Source organism: Microbacterium sp. 22303, assembly GCF_052045265.1.
Classification (GTDB): domain Bacteria; phylum Actinomycetota; class Actinomycetes; order Actinomycetales; family Microbacteriaceae; genus Microbacterium.
The window spans coordinates 37,044-54,122 of the sequence record NZ_JBQEOQ010000003.1 but is presented as its reverse complement, the minus strand read 5'-3'; the positions used below and the strand labels follow the sequence as shown (position 1 = coordinate 54,122).

At 65.0% G+C, this 17,079-nt stretch carries 13 protein-coding genes and 1 pseudogene; 6 read left to right on the top strand and 8 right to left on the bottom strand.

The window, feature by feature from the left end; translation table 11 throughout:
- The first annotated feature begins 47 nt into the window (after window positions 1-47).
- Window positions 48-1,352, top strand: coding sequence for an MFS transporter (locus ACTJI8_RS09830; RefSeq protein ID WP_440733252.1), 1,305 nt, complete (start codon window positions 48-50; stop codon window positions 1,350-1,352).
- A gap of 9 nt (window positions 1,353-1,361) precedes the next feature.
- Complete coding sequence (locus ACTJI8_RS09825) at window positions 1,362-2,711, top strand: MFS transporter (protein ID WP_440733251.1); 1,350 nt, start codon at window positions 1,362-1,364, stop codon at window positions 2,709-2,711.
- A 551-nt stretch (window positions 2,712-3,262) separates the two neighbouring features.
- Here ACTJI8_RS09825 and ACTJI8_RS09820 read toward each other — a convergent pair.
- The 5 genes and pseudogenes from ACTJI8_RS09820 to ACTJI8_RS09800 form a co-directional block, all read right to left on the bottom strand.
- Window positions 3,263-3,433 (bottom strand): hypothetical protein, encoded by a 171-nt coding sequence (locus tag ACTJI8_RS09820; RefSeq protein WP_440733655.1) that lies wholly within the window; start codon window positions 3,431-3,433, stop codon window positions 3,263-3,265.
- Between the two features lie 192 nt (window positions 3,434-3,625).
- Window positions 3,626-3,831, bottom strand: a pseudogene (locus ACTJI8_RS09815) (IS3 family transposase); the annotation flags it as partial.
- Between the two features lie 97 nt (window positions 3,832-3,928).
- Entirely contained in the window at window positions 3,929-5,245 is a 1,317-nt protein-coding gene (locus ACTJI8_RS09810; RefSeq protein ID WP_440733250.1) for a heparan-alpha-glucosaminide N-acetyltransferase domain-containing protein, read from the bottom strand.
- A gap of 116 nt (window positions 5,246-5,361) precedes the next feature.
- The gene (locus ACTJI8_RS09805; protein ID WP_440733249.1) at window positions 5,362-6,120 is read right to left on the bottom strand and encodes a polyprenol monophosphomannose synthase; all 759 of its coding nucleotides are present in this window, start codon (window positions 6,118-6,120) and stop codon (window positions 5,362-5,364) included.
- Complete coding sequence (locus ACTJI8_RS09800; protein ID WP_440733248.1) at window positions 6,117-7,637, bottom strand: glycosyltransferase family 39 protein; 1,521 nt, start codon at window positions 7,635-7,637, stop codon at window positions 6,117-6,119. Before ACTJI8_RS09800 ends, ACTJI8_RS09805 begins: the two co-directional genes overlap by 4 nt.
- Before the next feature lie 84 nt (window positions 7,638-7,721).
- Here ACTJI8_RS09800 and ACTJI8_RS09795 point away from each other — a divergent pair, with 84 nt between their 5' ends.
- Both ACTJI8_RS09795 and ACTJI8_RS09790 read left to right on the top strand, forming a co-directional pair.
- Window positions 7,722-8,447: a DUF998 domain-containing protein gene (locus ACTJI8_RS09795; RefSeq protein WP_440733247.1), complete on the top strand. Its 726-nt coding sequence runs from the start codon at window positions 7,722-7,724 to the stop codon at window positions 8,445-8,447.
- Window positions 8,444-9,661: a DUF418 domain-containing protein gene (locus ACTJI8_RS09790; RefSeq protein ID WP_440733246.1), complete on the top strand. Its 1,218-nt coding sequence runs from the start codon at window positions 8,444-8,446 to the stop codon at window positions 9,659-9,661. The genes ACTJI8_RS09795 and ACTJI8_RS09790 overlap by 4 nt, the downstream gene beginning before the upstream one ends.
- Here ACTJI8_RS09790 and lysX read toward each other — a convergent pair.
- The gene (lysX, locus tag ACTJI8_RS09785; RefSeq protein ID WP_440733245.1) at window positions 9,612-12,821 is read right to left on the bottom strand and encodes a bifunctional lysylphosphatidylglycerol synthetase/lysine--tRNA ligase LysX; all 3,210 of its coding nucleotides are present in this window, start codon (window positions 12,819-12,821) and stop codon (window positions 9,612-9,614) included. The genes ACTJI8_RS09790 and lysX overlap by 50 nt on opposite strands.
- A gap of 289 nt (window positions 12,822-13,110) precedes the next feature.
- Between lysX and ACTJI8_RS09780 the strand changes: the two genes are divergently transcribed.
- Window positions 13,111-14,280, top strand: a complete 1,170-nt coding sequence (locus ACTJI8_RS09780) for an alpha/beta hydrolase (RefSeq protein ID WP_440733244.1) — start codon at window positions 13,111-13,113, stop codon at window positions 14,278-14,280.
- A 3-nt stretch (window positions 14,281-14,283) separates the two neighbouring features.
- The gene (locus ACTJI8_RS09775; protein ID WP_440733243.1) at window positions 14,284-14,757 is read left to right on the top strand and encodes a GtrA family protein; all 474 of its coding nucleotides are present in this window, start codon (window positions 14,284-14,286) and stop codon (window positions 14,755-14,757) included.
- Here ACTJI8_RS09775 and ACTJI8_RS09770 read toward each other — a convergent pair.
- Window positions 14,693-16,174: a sensor histidine kinase gene (locus tag ACTJI8_RS09770; RefSeq protein ID WP_440733242.1), complete on the bottom strand. Its 1,482-nt coding sequence runs from the start codon at window positions 16,172-16,174 to the stop codon at window positions 14,693-14,695. The genes ACTJI8_RS09775 and ACTJI8_RS09770 overlap by 65 nt on opposite strands.
- A gap of 17 nt (window positions 16,175-16,191) precedes the next feature.
- Entirely contained in the window at window positions 16,192-16,911 is a 720-nt protein-coding gene (locus ACTJI8_RS09765) for a response regulator transcription factor (protein WP_440733241.1), read from the bottom strand.
- Between the last annotated feature and the right edge of the window lie 168 nt (window positions 16,912-17,079).

Sequence of the window (17,079 nt, the reverse complement as noted above, 5' to 3'; positions counted from 1 at the left end):
CGTCTCAACCAGTTATCTCCGGATTTCAATGATGAAAGAGGGATCACATGCAGAACGTCATTTCCGCGACCGAGGCCGTAACAGATCCACGCGGCGAAATCCGCTCGGGGTGGAAGCCTCTCATCGGAGGGATCGCCCTGTACGGCGGTAGCCCCATCATCCTCCTTCAAACGGGAGGACTCTTCATCGAACCGGTCGCCCAGGAAACCGGGCTGCCCGTCAGCGTGGTCGCAATCGCCCCGATCGTGACTCTGCTCCTCGCGCTAGGGCAACCCGTCGTGGGTGCCATCATCCAACGGACCGGTACCCGGCTCGTCGCAATAGCCTCCTTGCTGACGATGATCACCGGCCTCGTTCTGCTCGCCGTCCTTCCCTCAGCGCAGGCCACGTTCCTGCTCGTCGCCGTGCTCATCGGCGTGGGCGGGTCATTGGGGTTCACCTCGACGGTGGCGAAGTACCTCTCACTTTGGTTCCGGAAGAACTTCGGGTTCGCATTCGGGATTGTTGGAGGCGCAGCCTCCGTCATACCACTCATCGCGATCCCCCTCATCAGCGCCGCCATCTACGACAGTGGGTGGCGCGCCGGCTACTGGGTGCTCGCCGGAAGCGTAGCGGTCATCTGCCTGCCGATGGTGCTCGTCCTCCTCCGAGAACCGCAACGCGAGTCGCTGCCCGCCGACACGGGTCCCGCCGCAGAATCAACTCAGACGTCACCGCAGCGATACGCCACCTACCGCGGCGTGCTCGCCGACGCGCGCTACTGGCTCATCGTGTCGTCCGTGTTGTTCGTCTGTCTTTCCCTCGGCGGATTCATCGTCCACCTCCAGCCGATACTGTTGAGCAACGGTGTCCCCGTCGAAGTCGCCACAGCGATGACGATGGCGATCCTCGTCGGAGTACTCACAGGCAGAGTGCTCGGAGGGATCATGCTCGACCGCATCTGGCCGTACTGGGTGCCCGTCTTCGTGCTCCTGGCCGCCGCACTCAGCGCCTATGCCGTCACTACCGCTGCCGGCACGCTGCTCGTCCCGGTGCTCTTCCTCGTCGTGTTCGCACTCGGGCTTGCGCAAGGAGCCGAAGCCGACTTCCCCGCATTCTTCCTCCTCCGCGAATTCGGCCCCGCCAAATTCGCCGTCGTCTCGGGCTTCGCCTTCCTCGTCGCCGGCGTCGGAGCAGCCATCGGCGGAATCGGCTTCTCCGTTCTTCGCGACGTGACAGGCAACTACACACTCGCAGGATCACTCGGCGCGGCTTTCTATACGACCGGACTCCTGCTAATGGCGATGGCCGGGATCGCCAGCAAACGTGCGATACGCCACGGGCACCCCGTTTTCGCGGGACACACCGCATAGGCTGCCGTATTGACCACACCGTATCGTCCCAGCCGCCGTGATTATCTGGTCGTCGCGGCTCTCGTAGTGTCGTGCCTGAGCGCCACGCTCGTGCAGACAATGGTGATCGCGATCCAACCCGACATGCCTAGAGCCCTGCAAACTTCCCCGGCCGCGGCGTCTTGGATAGTAACAGTCACGATCGGTGCTGCCTGCGCAACGGTGCCCATCGCCGGAAGGCTTGGCGACACGCTCGGACTCCGCCGCGTTGGACTGGGCCTCGTGGTTGCGCTCGTCATCGGGTCCCTCATCGCTCTTGGCGCTCCGACCATCGGATGGCTGTTGGTCGGCCGCGCCTTTCAAGGTCTAGCGATTAGCCTCATTCCCATATCTGTCTCGATTCTGAAGGTCTCGGTATCCGAAAAGCGATTGCCGTCCAGCTTGGGATTCGTGTCCGGCAGTATGGGTGTGGGCGCCGCACTGGGCATTCCCATCGGTGCCGCGCTCAGCGAAACCGTCGGGTGGCGCTCGGTATTCGGCTTCAGCGCGGTCACAGGCGTCCTCGCACTCCTACTCGTCGCCTGCTTCGTCCCCCCGGACGGCAGTCGAACGCCGGCGCCGTTCGACTGGATCGGTGCCGTTACCACCGCATCCGCCGCCGTGCTCATCGTTGGGGGACTCGGCGACGGCTTGGGACTCGATCCGATCGGCAGGCTTACAGCACTGGCGGCGGGCCTAGCCCTCATCAGCGCGTCAATCGTGCGCATGTCCCGCATGGAGAACCCATTGATCGACGTGCGAGGTGCGCTGAAATGTCCCGTCGCGGCGGCAAACGCCGCGTCCCTGTTCCTCAACTTCGGGATGATGTCCACACTCCTCATCTACCCCCGCATCTTGGCGAGCGATGAAGGTGTCGGGACCTTACTCATCGGGCTGATCATGATGGCGGGCGGACTTAGTCAGGCCATTGCCGCTCCCTCCCTCGCACAGGCGACTCGTCGCCTGCGACCCGCCACCGTCGCGCTCATCGGATGTATCGCAGCCACGCTCGGCGCTGGTGCGTCATTGCTCGGAATCGAGGTTCTATGGGCCGTCCTGATCTCCAACATCATTCTTGGTGCCGGGTTCGGCCTCGCGTTCGCGGCGATACCCCGCATCATCATGGGCGCTGTCGAGGACCATAAACTCGCCGCCGCGAACGCCCTCAACGCCCAAATCCGCATGTTTGGAACCGCAGGCGCCTCAGCGATCGTCGGAGCGATCATCTCGATCGACGCCGGGACAAGAACAGCGCTCGAAGGTGCTTCGTGGCTCGCGGTCGCCGTATGCGCCATCGCAACCCTCCTCACGCTCGTATCAAGGTTGGCTCGCACGCGATGACGGCGCGTCACCCCCTGGCGAGTGCCCCACGTCGCCAAGACACGCACGGTGAGCAGCGTGAACGTTGATACGAGTTGGCGGACACACCGCTGATAGCCTGACCGACAGCTGTCGTATGTTTGTACGTGATGCGTTAACTAGCTTTCTGCGCGGCGCGCTTTCGACATTCAGGACACCGATCTGAACTACGTTGCGAAGGTGCTATTCCGTCTGGCCCATTGTCTGGTCCCCAACGGTACGGAGCATGCGTTCTCCCTCAAAGCCTCCTCCTACAGGGTCTTGATGAAGTCGAGTCCGTTGCCTGGAGCAAGCTCCTGTTCGACGAGAACCCCGAAACGAGACGAAGGTTTCGAGAGAAGCAAAGTTCGCCCTCGGTGCCGCACCTCCCTGGAAGATATACGAACCCCTGCCCAGGATGCGCTCATCGCATTGCACGACGGTCCCGACCGCTGAAGCGGCACCGGCCAACAAGTGCGGGATGACGAGCATCGCGCTCTGACGAGCATTCGGCACGTTGTACCACCACAGGACCGTCGTGCGTGGACTGAACGTCAGCTGTCGGAGCAGCTCTCCTCATGTACTAAGACTGTGATGCCGAGCGGATGGATGTGTACGGGCTTGGTCCAGCCGTCGACCACAGCCTGGTAGTCCTCCGGCGCGACCACGTCGCGCTCAGCCATCGGATCGATGGCTTCGGTTGGGATAATAATGCCCTTGACCATTGGGTCCTCCTTGGAGAGTTGCGTCCGGCGAGCAGTGGTCGCCTGCCGTCTTGGTTGTTCGGCGTGAGAGGAGTGCAACGCCGCCTTGGACACGACGATCGAGAAGCCAACGAAACCCGTTGTCCGGCGGCTGCTCGAACTCCGAGACTCGCCTGACGAACTCATCATGTCCGCTGACGACTGCGCCGGCTTTGCGAGCTCGACCAGCTTGACCGTCCGCCAGGGCCGCGCGATCGAATCAGCTCGGTCTTGTAGAGCCCGTTCACGGCCTCGGCGAGGGCGTTATCGAACGAGTCGCCGGCGGTCCCAGTCGAAGGTTTCGCGGCGAACTCCTCATTCCGATCCGTGTACACCACGGCGAGGTAGTTCGACCCGTGATCGGCGTGATGGATCAGCCCATCGAGGCGAGCAGTGGCAGCCCACGCTGCCATCTCGAGCGCCCGCAGCGGCAGGATGTCGGAGCGAAGGGTGGCCGCCTGGCAGAAGCTAACGTGGTCACCTTTGACGATTCCGCCCGACTTCACCTCGTGCTCGGCGAACTCCCCGCCCGCTCGTCGCGTTCAGGGCCGCCGGGTGGTCAATCGCGCGGGACGCGCGGGCGGTGATGCGCTCGAGCGGACCCCGGCCACGGAAGAGAGTCCAGGCCGTGCATCCCGCGAGCAGTGTGCCGAGGCAGGCTAACCAGAATGCGATGCTGCTGGGGGTGCTGTCGAACCCGACGAGTTCCGGCGCGAGTGCGACTGGAGAGATGAGTATGGCGAAGGAGATCACATGCAGGGAGTACGCGGTCAGGGGCATCGAGCCGACGGCCGCTAGGGGGAGCAGCACCCAGCGAAGAGGTCGGGCCATGAGGACACAGACGCCGACGACGGCGAGGGCGAATCCGCCTGAGCCGAGTATCTCGAAGGTACCACCGGAATGAGGGGAAACTCCCCATGCGCTGGCGAACGTGGTGCCGATATCGGAGGTGCCGAGCCGGTCGAGGTAGGTGCCACCCACGTCTTGGTCCCCGAGTGAGCCGCTCATGCTGCCGGCGCCGCCGCCCGCGTCGGAGAAGCAGCTGATCAGGCCTTTGGTCCTGGATGTGCACGACATGTCTTCGCGGTCCGTCTGATTCCCGGGCGTCAGTTCGGCGGAAGAAGATGACGCCTTTGACATCGCGGCCTCGGAGGTCCAGCTGTCGGCGCTGCCGTTCACGACGTTCCCGACGCCGTAGCCGCTGACTGCGAGCAGCACACCGATACCGGTCAGGATCGCTGCATTCTTGGTCTCTTGGAGGGAGGTGCGACCGACGGCCATCCCTGCGAGAATCAATGGCAGCCAGACGGTGAGCGGGTACGAGCCGGTGATCAGGAAGTCGACGCCGGCGCCGCTTCCGCCGAGCGCGAGCGTCCGCAGGAGAGCGATCAGTGTGGGGCCGGCGAGTGCGAGCCCCGTCGCGGTGAGGAGCAGGGTGCGGCGCCGCAGCCCCAGGAACGGGATCAGGATCAGAAAGAGGAGCCCGTAGATGGGGAGGATGACGGCGATACTGCTGCCGAGGAGCTCGAGAGCCAGCCCGATCGCGAGTACCGCGAGCGCTCGACCGGCCATACGCAGGCGGGCGCTGCGCAGCGCTTCTCCCTGGGGTCTGGTCCCGATCCCGGTGGCAAAGGCGACCGAGATGCCGGCGACCACAGCGAACAGGATCGACGAGCGCCCTTCGACGAGGGCTGTCCAGGTGAGCGGGTTCATCGCATCGAACGTCGCCGCGACGCCCACGTGCACGCCGATCATCCCGAACACGGCCAGGCCTCGGGCGACGTCGACACCCATGAGCCGTGGCGCGCGACCGAATTCCCGGAAGGAGGTCCGGAGGGAGTGCCACGGCGCCCGAGAGGTGTCGTCAGCGCGGGTTGATCCCGGCGCCGTCGTGGGAGGTCTGACGTTCGTCATGGTGAGGCCTTGCTTGGGGAGAATGAGGCGGGGGTCGCGTGCTGTACACGAGGATGGAACGGGTGATGGCGCCACCGCGCGACGCGGGTCAGAGCTTCGATGATGATGCCGAGCGACATCTTCGACTGGCCGTGCTCACGTTCTGCGAAGGAGATCGGCACCTCCTCGACGATCAGTCCGCACTCGTGTGCTCGATGGAGCGTCTCTATCTGGAAGCTGTATCCGTTCGAGGTTGTGGAAGCGGCGTCGATAGTCGCCAGGGTTTGCGAGCGGAAGGCGCGGAAGCCGCTTGTCGCATCTCTCACCGTCGTTCCGAGCATCCATCGCACGTAGATGCTTGCCATCCGGGACAGGAGGTGGCGGTGCAGGGACCAGCCTTTCGTGGTGCCTGCGCTCACCCACCGGCTTCCGATCGCAAGATCCGAGACGTGGAGAGCATCGACCAGGGCGGGGAGGCGCTGCGCGGGATGCGATCCGTCGGCATCCATCTCCACGATGGCGTCGTACCCTAGCTCCAGTGCCTGAGCGAACCCGGCTCTATATGCACTTCCGAGCCCGTTCTTCGCTGTTCGCGAGAGCAGGGCGACGCGCGGGTCGGTCGCCGCTCGGGCTGCGACCAGCGATCCGGTGCCGTCAGGGGAGTCGTCGTCGACGACGAGCACGTTGGCTGCGGGGAGATAGATTCCGATCTCGTCCAGGGTGTGCAGGATGTTCGCCGCTTCGTTGTAGGTCGGGACGATGACGAGGGTTCTCATGAGGTGCCTTTCGTGTAGAGGAGGATGACGTCGCGGGCGAGCCAATGCGTGTCGGCGAGCCGGTATCCGGCATCTTTGAGGGTGCGTTCGTCATCACTGGTGCCCTGTTGGGATCTGGCGATGACCCAGACGCGGTCCCGTCCTTGGAGGGCCTGGGGGAGGTCTCTCAACGGTTTCACCGTGTCCCAGAGACCGTCGGTGGTCTCATACGACTGCACGAGACCGAGATCAGTGGTGTGACGGAATCCGTCCGGATACAGGCGAAGTGCGAGTCGCGGCTTCCGTGAGGGGCGGACGCCTTCGTCGAACACCACCCCGTCGCCGGGCCGACTGTGCTCGCCCACATAGGCGGACACCTGTGCCCAGTCGCTGCCGAACTTCGCATTCTCGGTTCGCTGCAACACCGCCAGCGGTAGCGCGAGCACCAGGATCAGCGCTCCGGCGGCGATGGTGATCGCGCGTGGCCGCAGGAGTGTGATGGCCGCGGCGATCAGGATGCCGGCGGCTGGAGCGCTGAAGGACAGGTATCGCCCGGTGTAAAGGGGCCCCGCCACGGCGTTCGCCAGCAGAAGCAGCAGCATGGGAACGCACAGCCACGCGACCGAGACCCAGATCAGCGTCCGTGCTCCGGCATCCGTTGGCGTGGGGGAAGATCGCCGCAAGGATAGAAGCGCCCAGACGGTGGCGACGATGATGGCAATCCAGGCCGCGGCCGCCATCGGCAAGGACCCGAACCATTGGTTGACGAGGATCGCCTCCGGGCTCGTGACGTTTCGGCGGGCGAGGAAAGCGATCTGCCCGGTCTGGCCAGAGGTGACGATCACGAAAGGGAGGCATGCCGCGCCTGCCAGTGTGACGGAGGCTACCCAGCGCCACCAGGTCCTGCGAGGAGCCCGCAGCACCCACAGCCCCAGCAGGTGCACTATAGCGATCAGTGCCGTGTAGAGGAACAGGTGGACGCTCACAACGAGTACGCCTCCGTACAAGACCCACCAGCGCGCGCGCAGCTCCCTGGTCCGGACCAGGTGCACCACCAGCACGGTAAGCCATGCCACCAGTGCTGTCGACAGTGCGGCGGAGCGGGCCTCTGCCGCCATGTAGCCGACGCGAGGAATCAGCACGCACACAATGCTCGCGACGAGGGCCATGCGAGCGCCCGCCAGGGAACGGCACAGCATGTAGACGCCCGCAGCCGTTGCACCGATTGCGAGGGCGCTGGGAAGTCGAACCGAAAAGGCGGAGGCACCGAACACGTCGATCCAGACGTGCAGGAACGCGTAGTACACGACGTGCACCGCGTCGATGTTCGCAGCCATCGTCCACAGCGAGTCCCACGAGCGTTGGGCGGACATCACGCTTGCGGCCTCGTCGCCCCACATCGAAGGCACACCGATTGCGATGCTGGAGACGACGGCGGCGCTGAGGCCCACCGCGGTGGGTGCGAGTGCCGGATGCCGCGCTCTGGTCGGCGCCGGGGGCTCGTTCGCCGCCGTTCGGGGAAGGTCGATCGTCGTCACGGAAGTGACGCTAGGAGCCGAACGTAAGCGCGACCTAAGCAGACTGCTTATGCCGCGCTTACAGTTGCTCCGTACCGTGAGCGCGTGCGCACAGACCGGCGAAGAATGACGATTAGGGCACTGCTCTTGATCGCGGCAGTCACCTATGCGGGTGTTCCGTGGGAGGCCGTCGTCGGCTTTCCGTTGGATCCCTCTTCTTCCTATCTTTCGGAACTGGCGGCGGCGGACCAACCGTACGGGCTGCTGTTTCGCGCACTCGATGCCTCCACGGGGGCACTTGTCTTCGGCGCTCTCGCCCTTCGAAGCAGAACGGGAAGCTCCTCCTCCCGCTTCGCTCGCGGGGCCGTGGTCGCGCTGGCGGTATTCTCGGGACTCACCATTCTCGACGCCTCGTCGCCCATGGCCTGTGCGACCTCGACGAGCGACCGCTGCGCCGCCGCCGATGCCGCGAACACCTTGGGGCTGGCCCACCAGATCCACAGCGTGAGCAGTGCGGGCGCGCTGGTCGCGGTCGTCGCCTCGGGCGTCCTCCTCGCGTTTGCAGTCGCGAGCGATCGCACGCGATTCCGGCCGATCGGCCGCGAGATGGTGTTCGCCATCGTGGGAGCGTTGATCGCGGCGACAGTGCTCGTCACGGTGCTCGCGATGCTGAGCGCGGGCGAAGGAAAGCTCCTCGACGGCGGAGGCTTTGCGCAACGAGCGCAGGTGCTGCTCATCAGCGCATATCTCGTCGTGTTCGGCGTCATCGCCACTCAGCATTGGGTCGGCAGCGACCGCGAATCGGGTACGACCATTGGGGGTCTTCGATGAGCGCCGCGATCGTGCGCCGGCCGCACTCGACTGCACGCTTGGTCGGGCTGGATCTGTTCCGCGCCGTCGCTGTTTTCGGCATGCTCGTCGCCCACGTCGGGCCAGCCGCCTGGACCCCTGGCGACGGATTCGGGACGGTGCACGCGGAGTGGGAAATCTTCCACTCCCGCATGCCGGCGATGTTCGCGTTCGCCGCCGGTTTGTCTCTGAACCTCGGCCGGCGGCGCGGAACAGACGTGGTCCAGCCAGCGGTCCTGTCTACCGTGATCCGTGCCGCGCTGCTCGCGGTCTGCGGTGTCGCGCTGACTCTCTTGGGCACCCCGGTCGTGGTGATCCTGGGGTACTTCGCGGTGTGGTTCATCCTAATCCTGCCTTTTCGGCGACTCGGAGTGCGCGCGCTGATCGTGGTCGCGGGAATGTGGGCGGTGGTCGGGCCGCTGGTGTCGTTCGCTGCGAGACGCACTGTCGATCTTCCGGGCAACCCGCTCTGGAGTTCGCTAGTTGCGGGCGACTACCCGGCGCTGACCTGGATGCCGTTCGTGCTGGCGGGGCTGGCGGTCGGGCGTTTGAATCTCTCCTCGACACGTGTGCGTGTGGGGCTCGCCGTCGCGGGAGCCGTCCTCGTGGGGGTCGGTTACGGTTTGTCGGCGATGGTGCTCACGCGGGTGGTCACTGCGCGCATCGTGGAGACGCTGACCCCTACCGCGGAGATGACTGCGGTGCAGGAATTCGCTCGTCTCTTCTTCAAGGAGCGGGGCGTCACAGACACGGGTACCTGGTTGTGGCTGCTCGTTCCCGCTCCCCACTCCGGCAGCTGGGCTGATGTGATCGGCTGTCTCGGGGTCTGCGCGCTCATTCTCGCCGTGCTGCTTCCGATCGGCGATGCAGCGCTCTGGGCGGACGGCGCCCGGACCCGGACCAAGAAAGGTGTGGGGGTGGTGCTCGCGTCGATCGCGACGCTCGGAGCCATGGTGCTGTCGGGCTATGCCGCGCATATCGTGCTGATGGCGATCATCACGGCGACGACCGGGCACTCGTTCCGCGGGGCGCAGAGCGTGTTGATGCTCGCAGCGTTCACCGCAGGTCTGCTGCTGTTCTCCTCGCTGTGGATGCGTCGTTTCCCCCAGGGGCCGCTCGAATGGCTGCTGAGTCGGGCGAGCTCGCTCATCGAACGAACGGGAAGGCGAGTGTCTGCCGGATCGTGGCGCCGGTAGCGGCCATGACGATCCGGTCAACGCCGAGACCTAGTCCGCCGGTCGGGGGCATGCCGAACTCCAGAGCCGCCAGGAAGTCCTCATCGAGTTGCATCGCTTCCGGGTCCCCGCCTGCCGCTTTCATCGACTGGATGGTCAATCGGCGTCGCTGCTCGATCGGGTCCACCAATTCTGAGTACGCGGTGCCCAGCTCCATGCCGAACGCCACGAGATCCCACCGCTCGGAGAGTCCGTCGGCGTGGCGGTGGGGACGGGCGAGGGGTGATGTGTCGGACGGGAAGTCGGTGTAGAACGTCGGGAGTGTCGTTTCGGGTTCGATCAGCTCCTCATATAGACGCTCGATCAGCATCCCTGCCGTGTCGATCACAGCCGCGCGGATGCCGAGTGCGAGACAGAGCTCTCGGAGTACATCCGCTCCCATCGCCACGGAGATGGTCACCCCGATGCGCTGGGTGAGAGCGTCGCAGACCGAGATGACTCGCCAGGGACCGGAGACGTCGATGCGCGCGCCGTCGGGAGCGACGAGGGTGGGCAGGCCCGAAACGACGCTGATCATGTCCTTCACCAGCCGTTCGGCCAGTACTCGCATGTCGGTGTAGTCGGCGTAGGCGCGGTAAGCCTCCATCGCCGTGAATTCGGGGTTGTGGGTGCTGTCGACTCCTTCGTTTCGGAAGTTGCGCCCGATCTCGAACACCTGGGGGAGCCCGGAGACGATCAGCTTCTTCAAGGCCAGCTCCGGCGCGATCCGCAACGACAGGTCACGGTGGTAGGCGTTGATGTGGGTGCGGAACGGCCGTGCGTTGGCGCCGCCATGCGTGCGCTGGAGGATGGGGGTCTCCACCTCGAGGTAGCCCTCGTGAAGGAGACGGTCGCGGAGGGCTCGAACCGCGTGAGAACGCGTGCGCAGAAGGTTCATCGCCTCGATGGAGGTCGCGAGGTGCACGTGCCGCTGGCGGACCTGCATCTCGGGATCGATGACACCGGTGCGGCGTTTGGGTGGCTGCTGCAGCGACTTCGCGGCGTAGGTCCATGACTCAGCGAACAGGCTCGGTTCGCCCGTCGCGCTGCGCCCAAGGTCCCCGGTGACGGAGATGAAGTCGCCGATCGACGCGCGGGTGAGGGAGCGGTAATCCTCGGTCGTGTCGTTCGTCGCGATGATCTGGTAGCTCTCGTGATCCTCAATGATGTCGAGGAACGCGATGCCTCCGTGTCGGCGTCTGCCCTGTACTCGTCCGGTGATCGACACCCGCCCGGACGTCACGTCACGCAGCGCAGAGATCGAGTGGGTTCGCGGCACGGTGGGTGGGTATGGATCTTTCCCCTGCTCTCGCATCGCCAGAACGGTGGCGACCCGTGGAGAGACCGGCGCAGCCGGTGCCTCAGGGGTGCGGAACTGTTCCTGCTCTGCTTCAAGCGCCTCCAGGAATGCGGCGCTCCTCGGCACCTCGGACGCGGCTGAGGTGTGTCGCGTGGGCCCGGCGAAGCCTTCCGCCCGTGCGGCTGCGATCATCACCGAGCCGAAAGAGGCCTGGCGGGACCACATCAGGAAGCGAGAGCGCCAGGCGGGGCTGTACTTCTCGTTAACTTGCCGCAGCGACTCCAATTGCCAGTGCTTCGAAAGGATCAGCAGCACCTGGCGCTTCGCCCGCAGCACGGGTCCTGCCCCGACGCGCGCGCCCCGCACGAGCACATCTCGGAACACAGCGAAATTCAATGAGATTCGGTGCAGCCCGAGACGCTCCGCGTCGGCGATCAGCTCGGCAACCATCAGCTCTGTCGTGCCGTTGACGGCGTGGACGCTACGCCGCATCACGTCGAGGGAGAGACCGTCCCGGTTCCATGGCACGAAAACCAGCAGCCCCTGGAGCTCGCCGGACTTGTCGCGGGCAGTGACGATCACGGATTCGCCATCGCCGGGATCGCCGACGCGTGAAAGCGCCATGGAGAACCCGCGCTCACTTTCGGAGCCCCTCCATGTGGCGGCCAGCTCCGCCATCCGCGCCAGATCCTCGGGGGACACCTCATGCTGGCGATGTATCTGCACCGTGTAGCCCGCGCGGCGGGCACGACGTCGCGCGGCCGCGACCTGAGGCGAGCGGAGAACGGCGTCCCGCTTCGTGCCGTCGATGAGAAGGAGCGCCTCATCGCCAAATGCCACTCCACGCATACCGTGGCGGACGTAATGGTCGGCACCGCGCTCCGTAGCGGCGAGCACGGCCGGCCGCCATCCGTAGCGTTGCGCGACCTTCAACCATTCGACGGTCGCTGGACCCCACTCGCGCTCCGGTCCGAGCGGGTCACCGCTGGCCAAAGCCACGCCGTTCACGACACGGTAGGAGACGGCCGCACGGCGGTCGGGGGAGAAGACGACCGACTTGTCCCGCCGTGTTGCGAAATACGCGAGAGAGTCCTCTGTGCGTCCGGTGCGCAGAACTCGACGCAGGCCCAACTCCTCCGCTTCGGTGAGGAAGCGGCGTCGTCTGGCCCTGCGGAGAAGTATCCCCAGGGACACGACGAGCGCGCCGGCCGAGAGCGAGGTGACGACCAGTTCCACACCTGTGCTCAGCCCCTCAGTCGATCCGTCGAGCAGCCACTCCGCGGGATATATGCCTGTGGCCGCGTGCAGGGACCACAGCCAGCTGGCCGCTTTCGACGACGGGCCGTCCGGGAGGAACTGGGAGAGCAACCCCCCGACGAGCACTGCAGCGCCGACTCCGATGATGAACGCTGCGAGGGCGTGCAGATAGGAAGCCGGTTCGGTTTGCGCGGAGAATTCGTTCCGTGCCGCGATGAGAACGCCGATGAATGTCGCCGCGATCGCGGCGGCGATCAAGTCCACCGTCCCCCCATCGGCGAGGAATGCAGACCCTTCTTGTCCGAGACTGATCAGGTTCACGAGGGGCATCAGCACCGTCGGCAACTCGAAGAGCACCAGGAACAGTATCGCGCCGCGAAGTCTTCGCTTCGCTGCACTCCCGACGACGAAGAGGAGCACCGCGTTGAAGACGAAAGGTTCAGGACTCAGCCCCAACACGGCGACGTACGATGCCGCCCAGTAGACGCCTTCTGGGAGCACGACGTTGGAGAAGGCGATGACGAGCATCGTCACGGAAAACACTTGCAGGATGCGCCCCGTCCACACGGGCACACCCGACATCATCGTCATTCCTCGCCGGTTCGGGTGTCGGAGCTCGCGGGCCACGTCTCGCTCGGACGCCCCGTCTGCTCGTGCTGGTGGGTGCTCGGCGGTGATCGTGCCCGGGGTTGTCGTCATCTCGGAGCCTCCTCATGATGGCCTTCGGCCGTCGCGATGCCATGATCCGACCGCTGCATAAGAGCCGGATATGACTTCGCGCGATGCCGTCTCCTGCGCATGCGCGCTCTCATACGCTCGAAGCGCGGGCCGCGACGCGGCCCGCTCCCCAGTGCCGACCCGGAAGGAGATCGTGATGGACCCGGACGCCCCCATCGATGTACCGCCCTCGCTGCTGCAGGATCCAGGGACCGATCTCCTGTCTACGTACTGGCCTTCTGCAATCGCTCTTGTTGTGGCGGCGGGTGCCGTCGGGCTCGCGGTGCACTCGGCCCGCCGCAGAGGAGCTCGCAGTCGACGGCGCCGCGTCCTCGGCGCCACCGGATGGTCGACGGCGGGTGCCTTCGTACTCGCCGTCTCTCTCGCGCTAGGTGTCAACACCTGGGTCGGGTACTTCCCATCCGTCGCGACGCTCACGCGTTGGGTGGATGACAAGGTACGCGAACCGGTCACGAGCTTCCCTAAGTCCGCCGTGGCGGCACCTTCCGAGACGCCCCGGGTCGGCGAGACCACGGAGCGGGTCACAACCGACGACCGCGGGTACGCTTTTCTGGCCGCAGTCCCATCCTCAGCTACCAAGGTTCCGAACACCGGTGCCTGGGTCTATCTGCCGCCCGGGTACGACAAACCCGACAACACGAGCCGGTACCCGGTGCTGTACGTGCTGCATGGGGCTCCGGGGAGTGCGGCGGATTGGTTCGCGGGCGGCCGTATCGACTATCTTCTCGATACCCTCATCGGCGCGGGGAGCATTCCGCCGATGATCGTCGTGTCGCCCGACTTGAACGCCGGCGCCGAACGTGTGGATGACGAGCCGCTCGACGTCCCCGGGGGACCGCAACTCGAGACGTTCGTGACGAACGATGTGGTGACGTGGGCGGACGCGAATCTCCGCACGCAGGCCGACGCCGAGCATCGTCTGATCGGAGGGATGTCGTCGGGAGGGCTCGGCTCCCTGCTCTACGGATTGCACCGTCCAGATCTTTTCGGCGGCGTGGTGTCGATCATGCCGTACACGAAGCCGTACACGGCAGCCGTCGTGGCGGATGCCGAGGCCCGGAAGCGCAACACGCCCCTGGACGTGATTGCCGCTCGTGGTACGGCGACGTCGCAGAAGATCTTCCTCGGCCAGGGAGATGGGGAGCCGACTGCCGAGGCGACGCAGATCCGGGACGCCCTGCGGGCTCAGGGACAGACGACAACTCTCCGTGTGCTTCCCGGACTGGCTCACAACTGGACCACGGCGCGAACGATCATGCCGTACGGGCTGGTCTGGGCCGCGACCCAACTCGGATGGGAGAAATGACGAATGCGTGGGCTGCTTCGTCAGATCGCGGCATTTGGGGTCGTTGGTGTCGTGGGGCTGGTGGTCGACGTCGGGCTCTTCAACTTCCTGCGTTCGAGCGTCTTGGGGCCGGATTCTTTCACGGGGGCCGTGTTCATCGCCAAGGTCATCTCGTCTATGGTGGCGATTGCCGTGAACTGGGCTGGCAACCGCTATTGGTCGTTCGCCGCGGAGCGGACGGCCGCCCCTGGGCGTGAGATGCTCGGGTTCTTCGCGGTGAGCGTCAGTGCGATGGCGGTGCCGCTGGGGTGCCTGTTCGTCTCGCACGTCATTCTGGGGCTGACCTCTGCCCTTGCCGACAACGTCGCGAGCAACGTGATCGGTCTCGTTCTTGGTGCGGTCGTGCGCTTCGTGCTCTATCGTCGCTGGGTGTTCACCGGGCTGAGGAAGCGTCACCTTCCGGTCGTTCAGCGCCGGCCGATCGTCGTGGAATCGTGACGGAGAACCGCGTCCCGTGCTCATCGGAGAATACTCCGATCTCATACTCGGATGCCGTCGCCAGGGCCTTAACGATCGCGAGCCCGAGACCGACTGTTGATTTGCGGGTGGTCGTGTGGTCTCCAGCCTGGGTGAATCGGTCGAACAGGGTAGGGATCGCTGCGGCGGGGATCCCTGGTCCGTCGTCCTCGACGAGCAGCAGGGTCTCGTCCTCCCTCTGCTGAAGCGAGATGCGCACGCGTGTGCCCGGCGGCGTGTGATGGCCAGCGTTCCCCACGAGGTTCAACAGCATCTGACGGATCGCATCCTCATCTCCGTCGACAGTCACCGCATCGTCGGGCACCGCGATCTGCCACGAATGCTCGGGGTGGGCGAAGCGTGCATCCGACACCGTCTCCAGCACCACCTGCGAGAGATCAACTCGCTCCGACTTCATCTGCGGGTCGGCGTCGAGACGGGCAAGGAGGAGGAGGTCGTCCACGAGCGTGCTCATCCTCTTCGCCTCCGCGCCCACCCTCCCCAGTGCACTCGCGATCTCCTCCGGGTCTGCCGGGAACTGTGAGTAGAAGTCGGCGTACCCCCGAATTGACGCCAAAGGATTACGCAGCTCATGGCTGGCTTCTGCGACGAAGCGGCGCATGGATTCTTCCGCCCGGTGCCGTGCGTTGAGCGACGATTCAACGTGTTCGAGGAGTCGGTTGAGGGCCATCGCGACCCGATCCGCCTCCGACCCCCGCAATCTCGGATCCCGTGGCGCCCTGCCCTGCGGTTCGACCTCGCCGGCGGACAGCGGGGTGTCGGTCACTCGCTGAGCGACTTGTGCGACGTGTTCCAGGGGATCCAGCTCGCGTGAGACCAGGCGATACCCGAGGGCAGCGGAGAGTGCCGCCAGGGCGAGACCCACCGCTGATATCCAGATGACATACGACGTGACGACGGAGTCCGTATCGCTCAGTCCGACGCCAGTGATGACGGTGTATCGGGCGCCGGGAGATTCTCCGACGACACTTGCCGTGACGAGGTATGTCCCGTGGGCGCTCAGTTGCATCGTGACGGTCTCGTCAGTGACGAACGGCTGATCTCGGATTTCTCGGATCTCGGCAACGGAGAGAGAGCGGTAGTCGAAGTCACGGGTGAAGAAAGCGGACAGAGCCGGATCGCGGCCGTCGAGCACGAGGAGAAACCCGTCCGGGGGGACGACGATAGGGAAGTCGTCGAACTCGGGTAACGAGCCGGTCTGCTCAAGGTTGTTGACCACCTGTGCTTGCGCACTGTCGTGGGCGATGTAGAGCGTCGAATCTGTTTGGGAGACGAGACTCTCGCGCAGGATCACGATTGAGGTGATCGCGAGCGCTACGAGTGCTGTGAGGAGGAGACCCGACACGACGATGACGAGGCGTCCGCGAGTGGTGCGCACCCTTCGTTCCGTGCGCATCACTGCTCCGCCGGCGCGGGGGGCGCTTCGCGCAGGATGTATCCCACTCTGCGGAGCGTGTGGATCATCGGTGCGCGTCCATGATCGATCTTCTTGCGCAGGTAGGAGATGTAGATCTCGACGATGTTCGACTCTCGCCCGAAATCATACTCCCACACCCGATCCAGGATCTGTTCCTTGCTGAGCACCCGATCGGCGTTGAGCATCATGAAACGCAGAAGAGAGAACTCGGTGGCCGTCAACCTGATATCGTCCCCTGCCCGGGATACCTGATGACTGTCCTCGTTCAGCGTCAGATCGCCGATCTCCAGGATCGGGGTCGGAGCACCAGCTGCAAGCATCGGACTGCGTCGGAGGAGTCCGCGCAGACGCACTACGACCTCTTCCACGCTGAACGGCTTGGTGACATAGTCGTCGCCGCCGGCCGCGATGCCCCCGATACGGTTGGCGACGGTCCCGTTCGCCGTGAGGAAGAGCACCATGGTGTCGGGCAGCTCCCCGCGGATGGTGCGCAGCACCTGGACGCCATCGATGTCCGGCAATGTGATATCGAGCACGATCAGATGGGGTCGGATCCGGAAGGCCGAGTCAATGGCCGCGCGCCCGGTACCCGCGACCTCGACCGTCCAGCCCTGTCTGCTGAGAACGGAGGAAAGGAGGTGGCGGAGGTTGGGTTCATCATCGACGACCAGCACACGGACGGACGGCGTGATGATCACAGGCGTTTGTTCCACAGACACCATCATCCCCGTGCAGATGTGCGTCAGATAAGTGCGTGCTGAGCCTGCGGTGCCGATCGGTCTTATCTGACGCTTATCGAGCCCGAATACGGTTCAGGAGTCGTTCGCGCGGTATCGACCTCGCACCCGCTCTGATCCCGATGGATG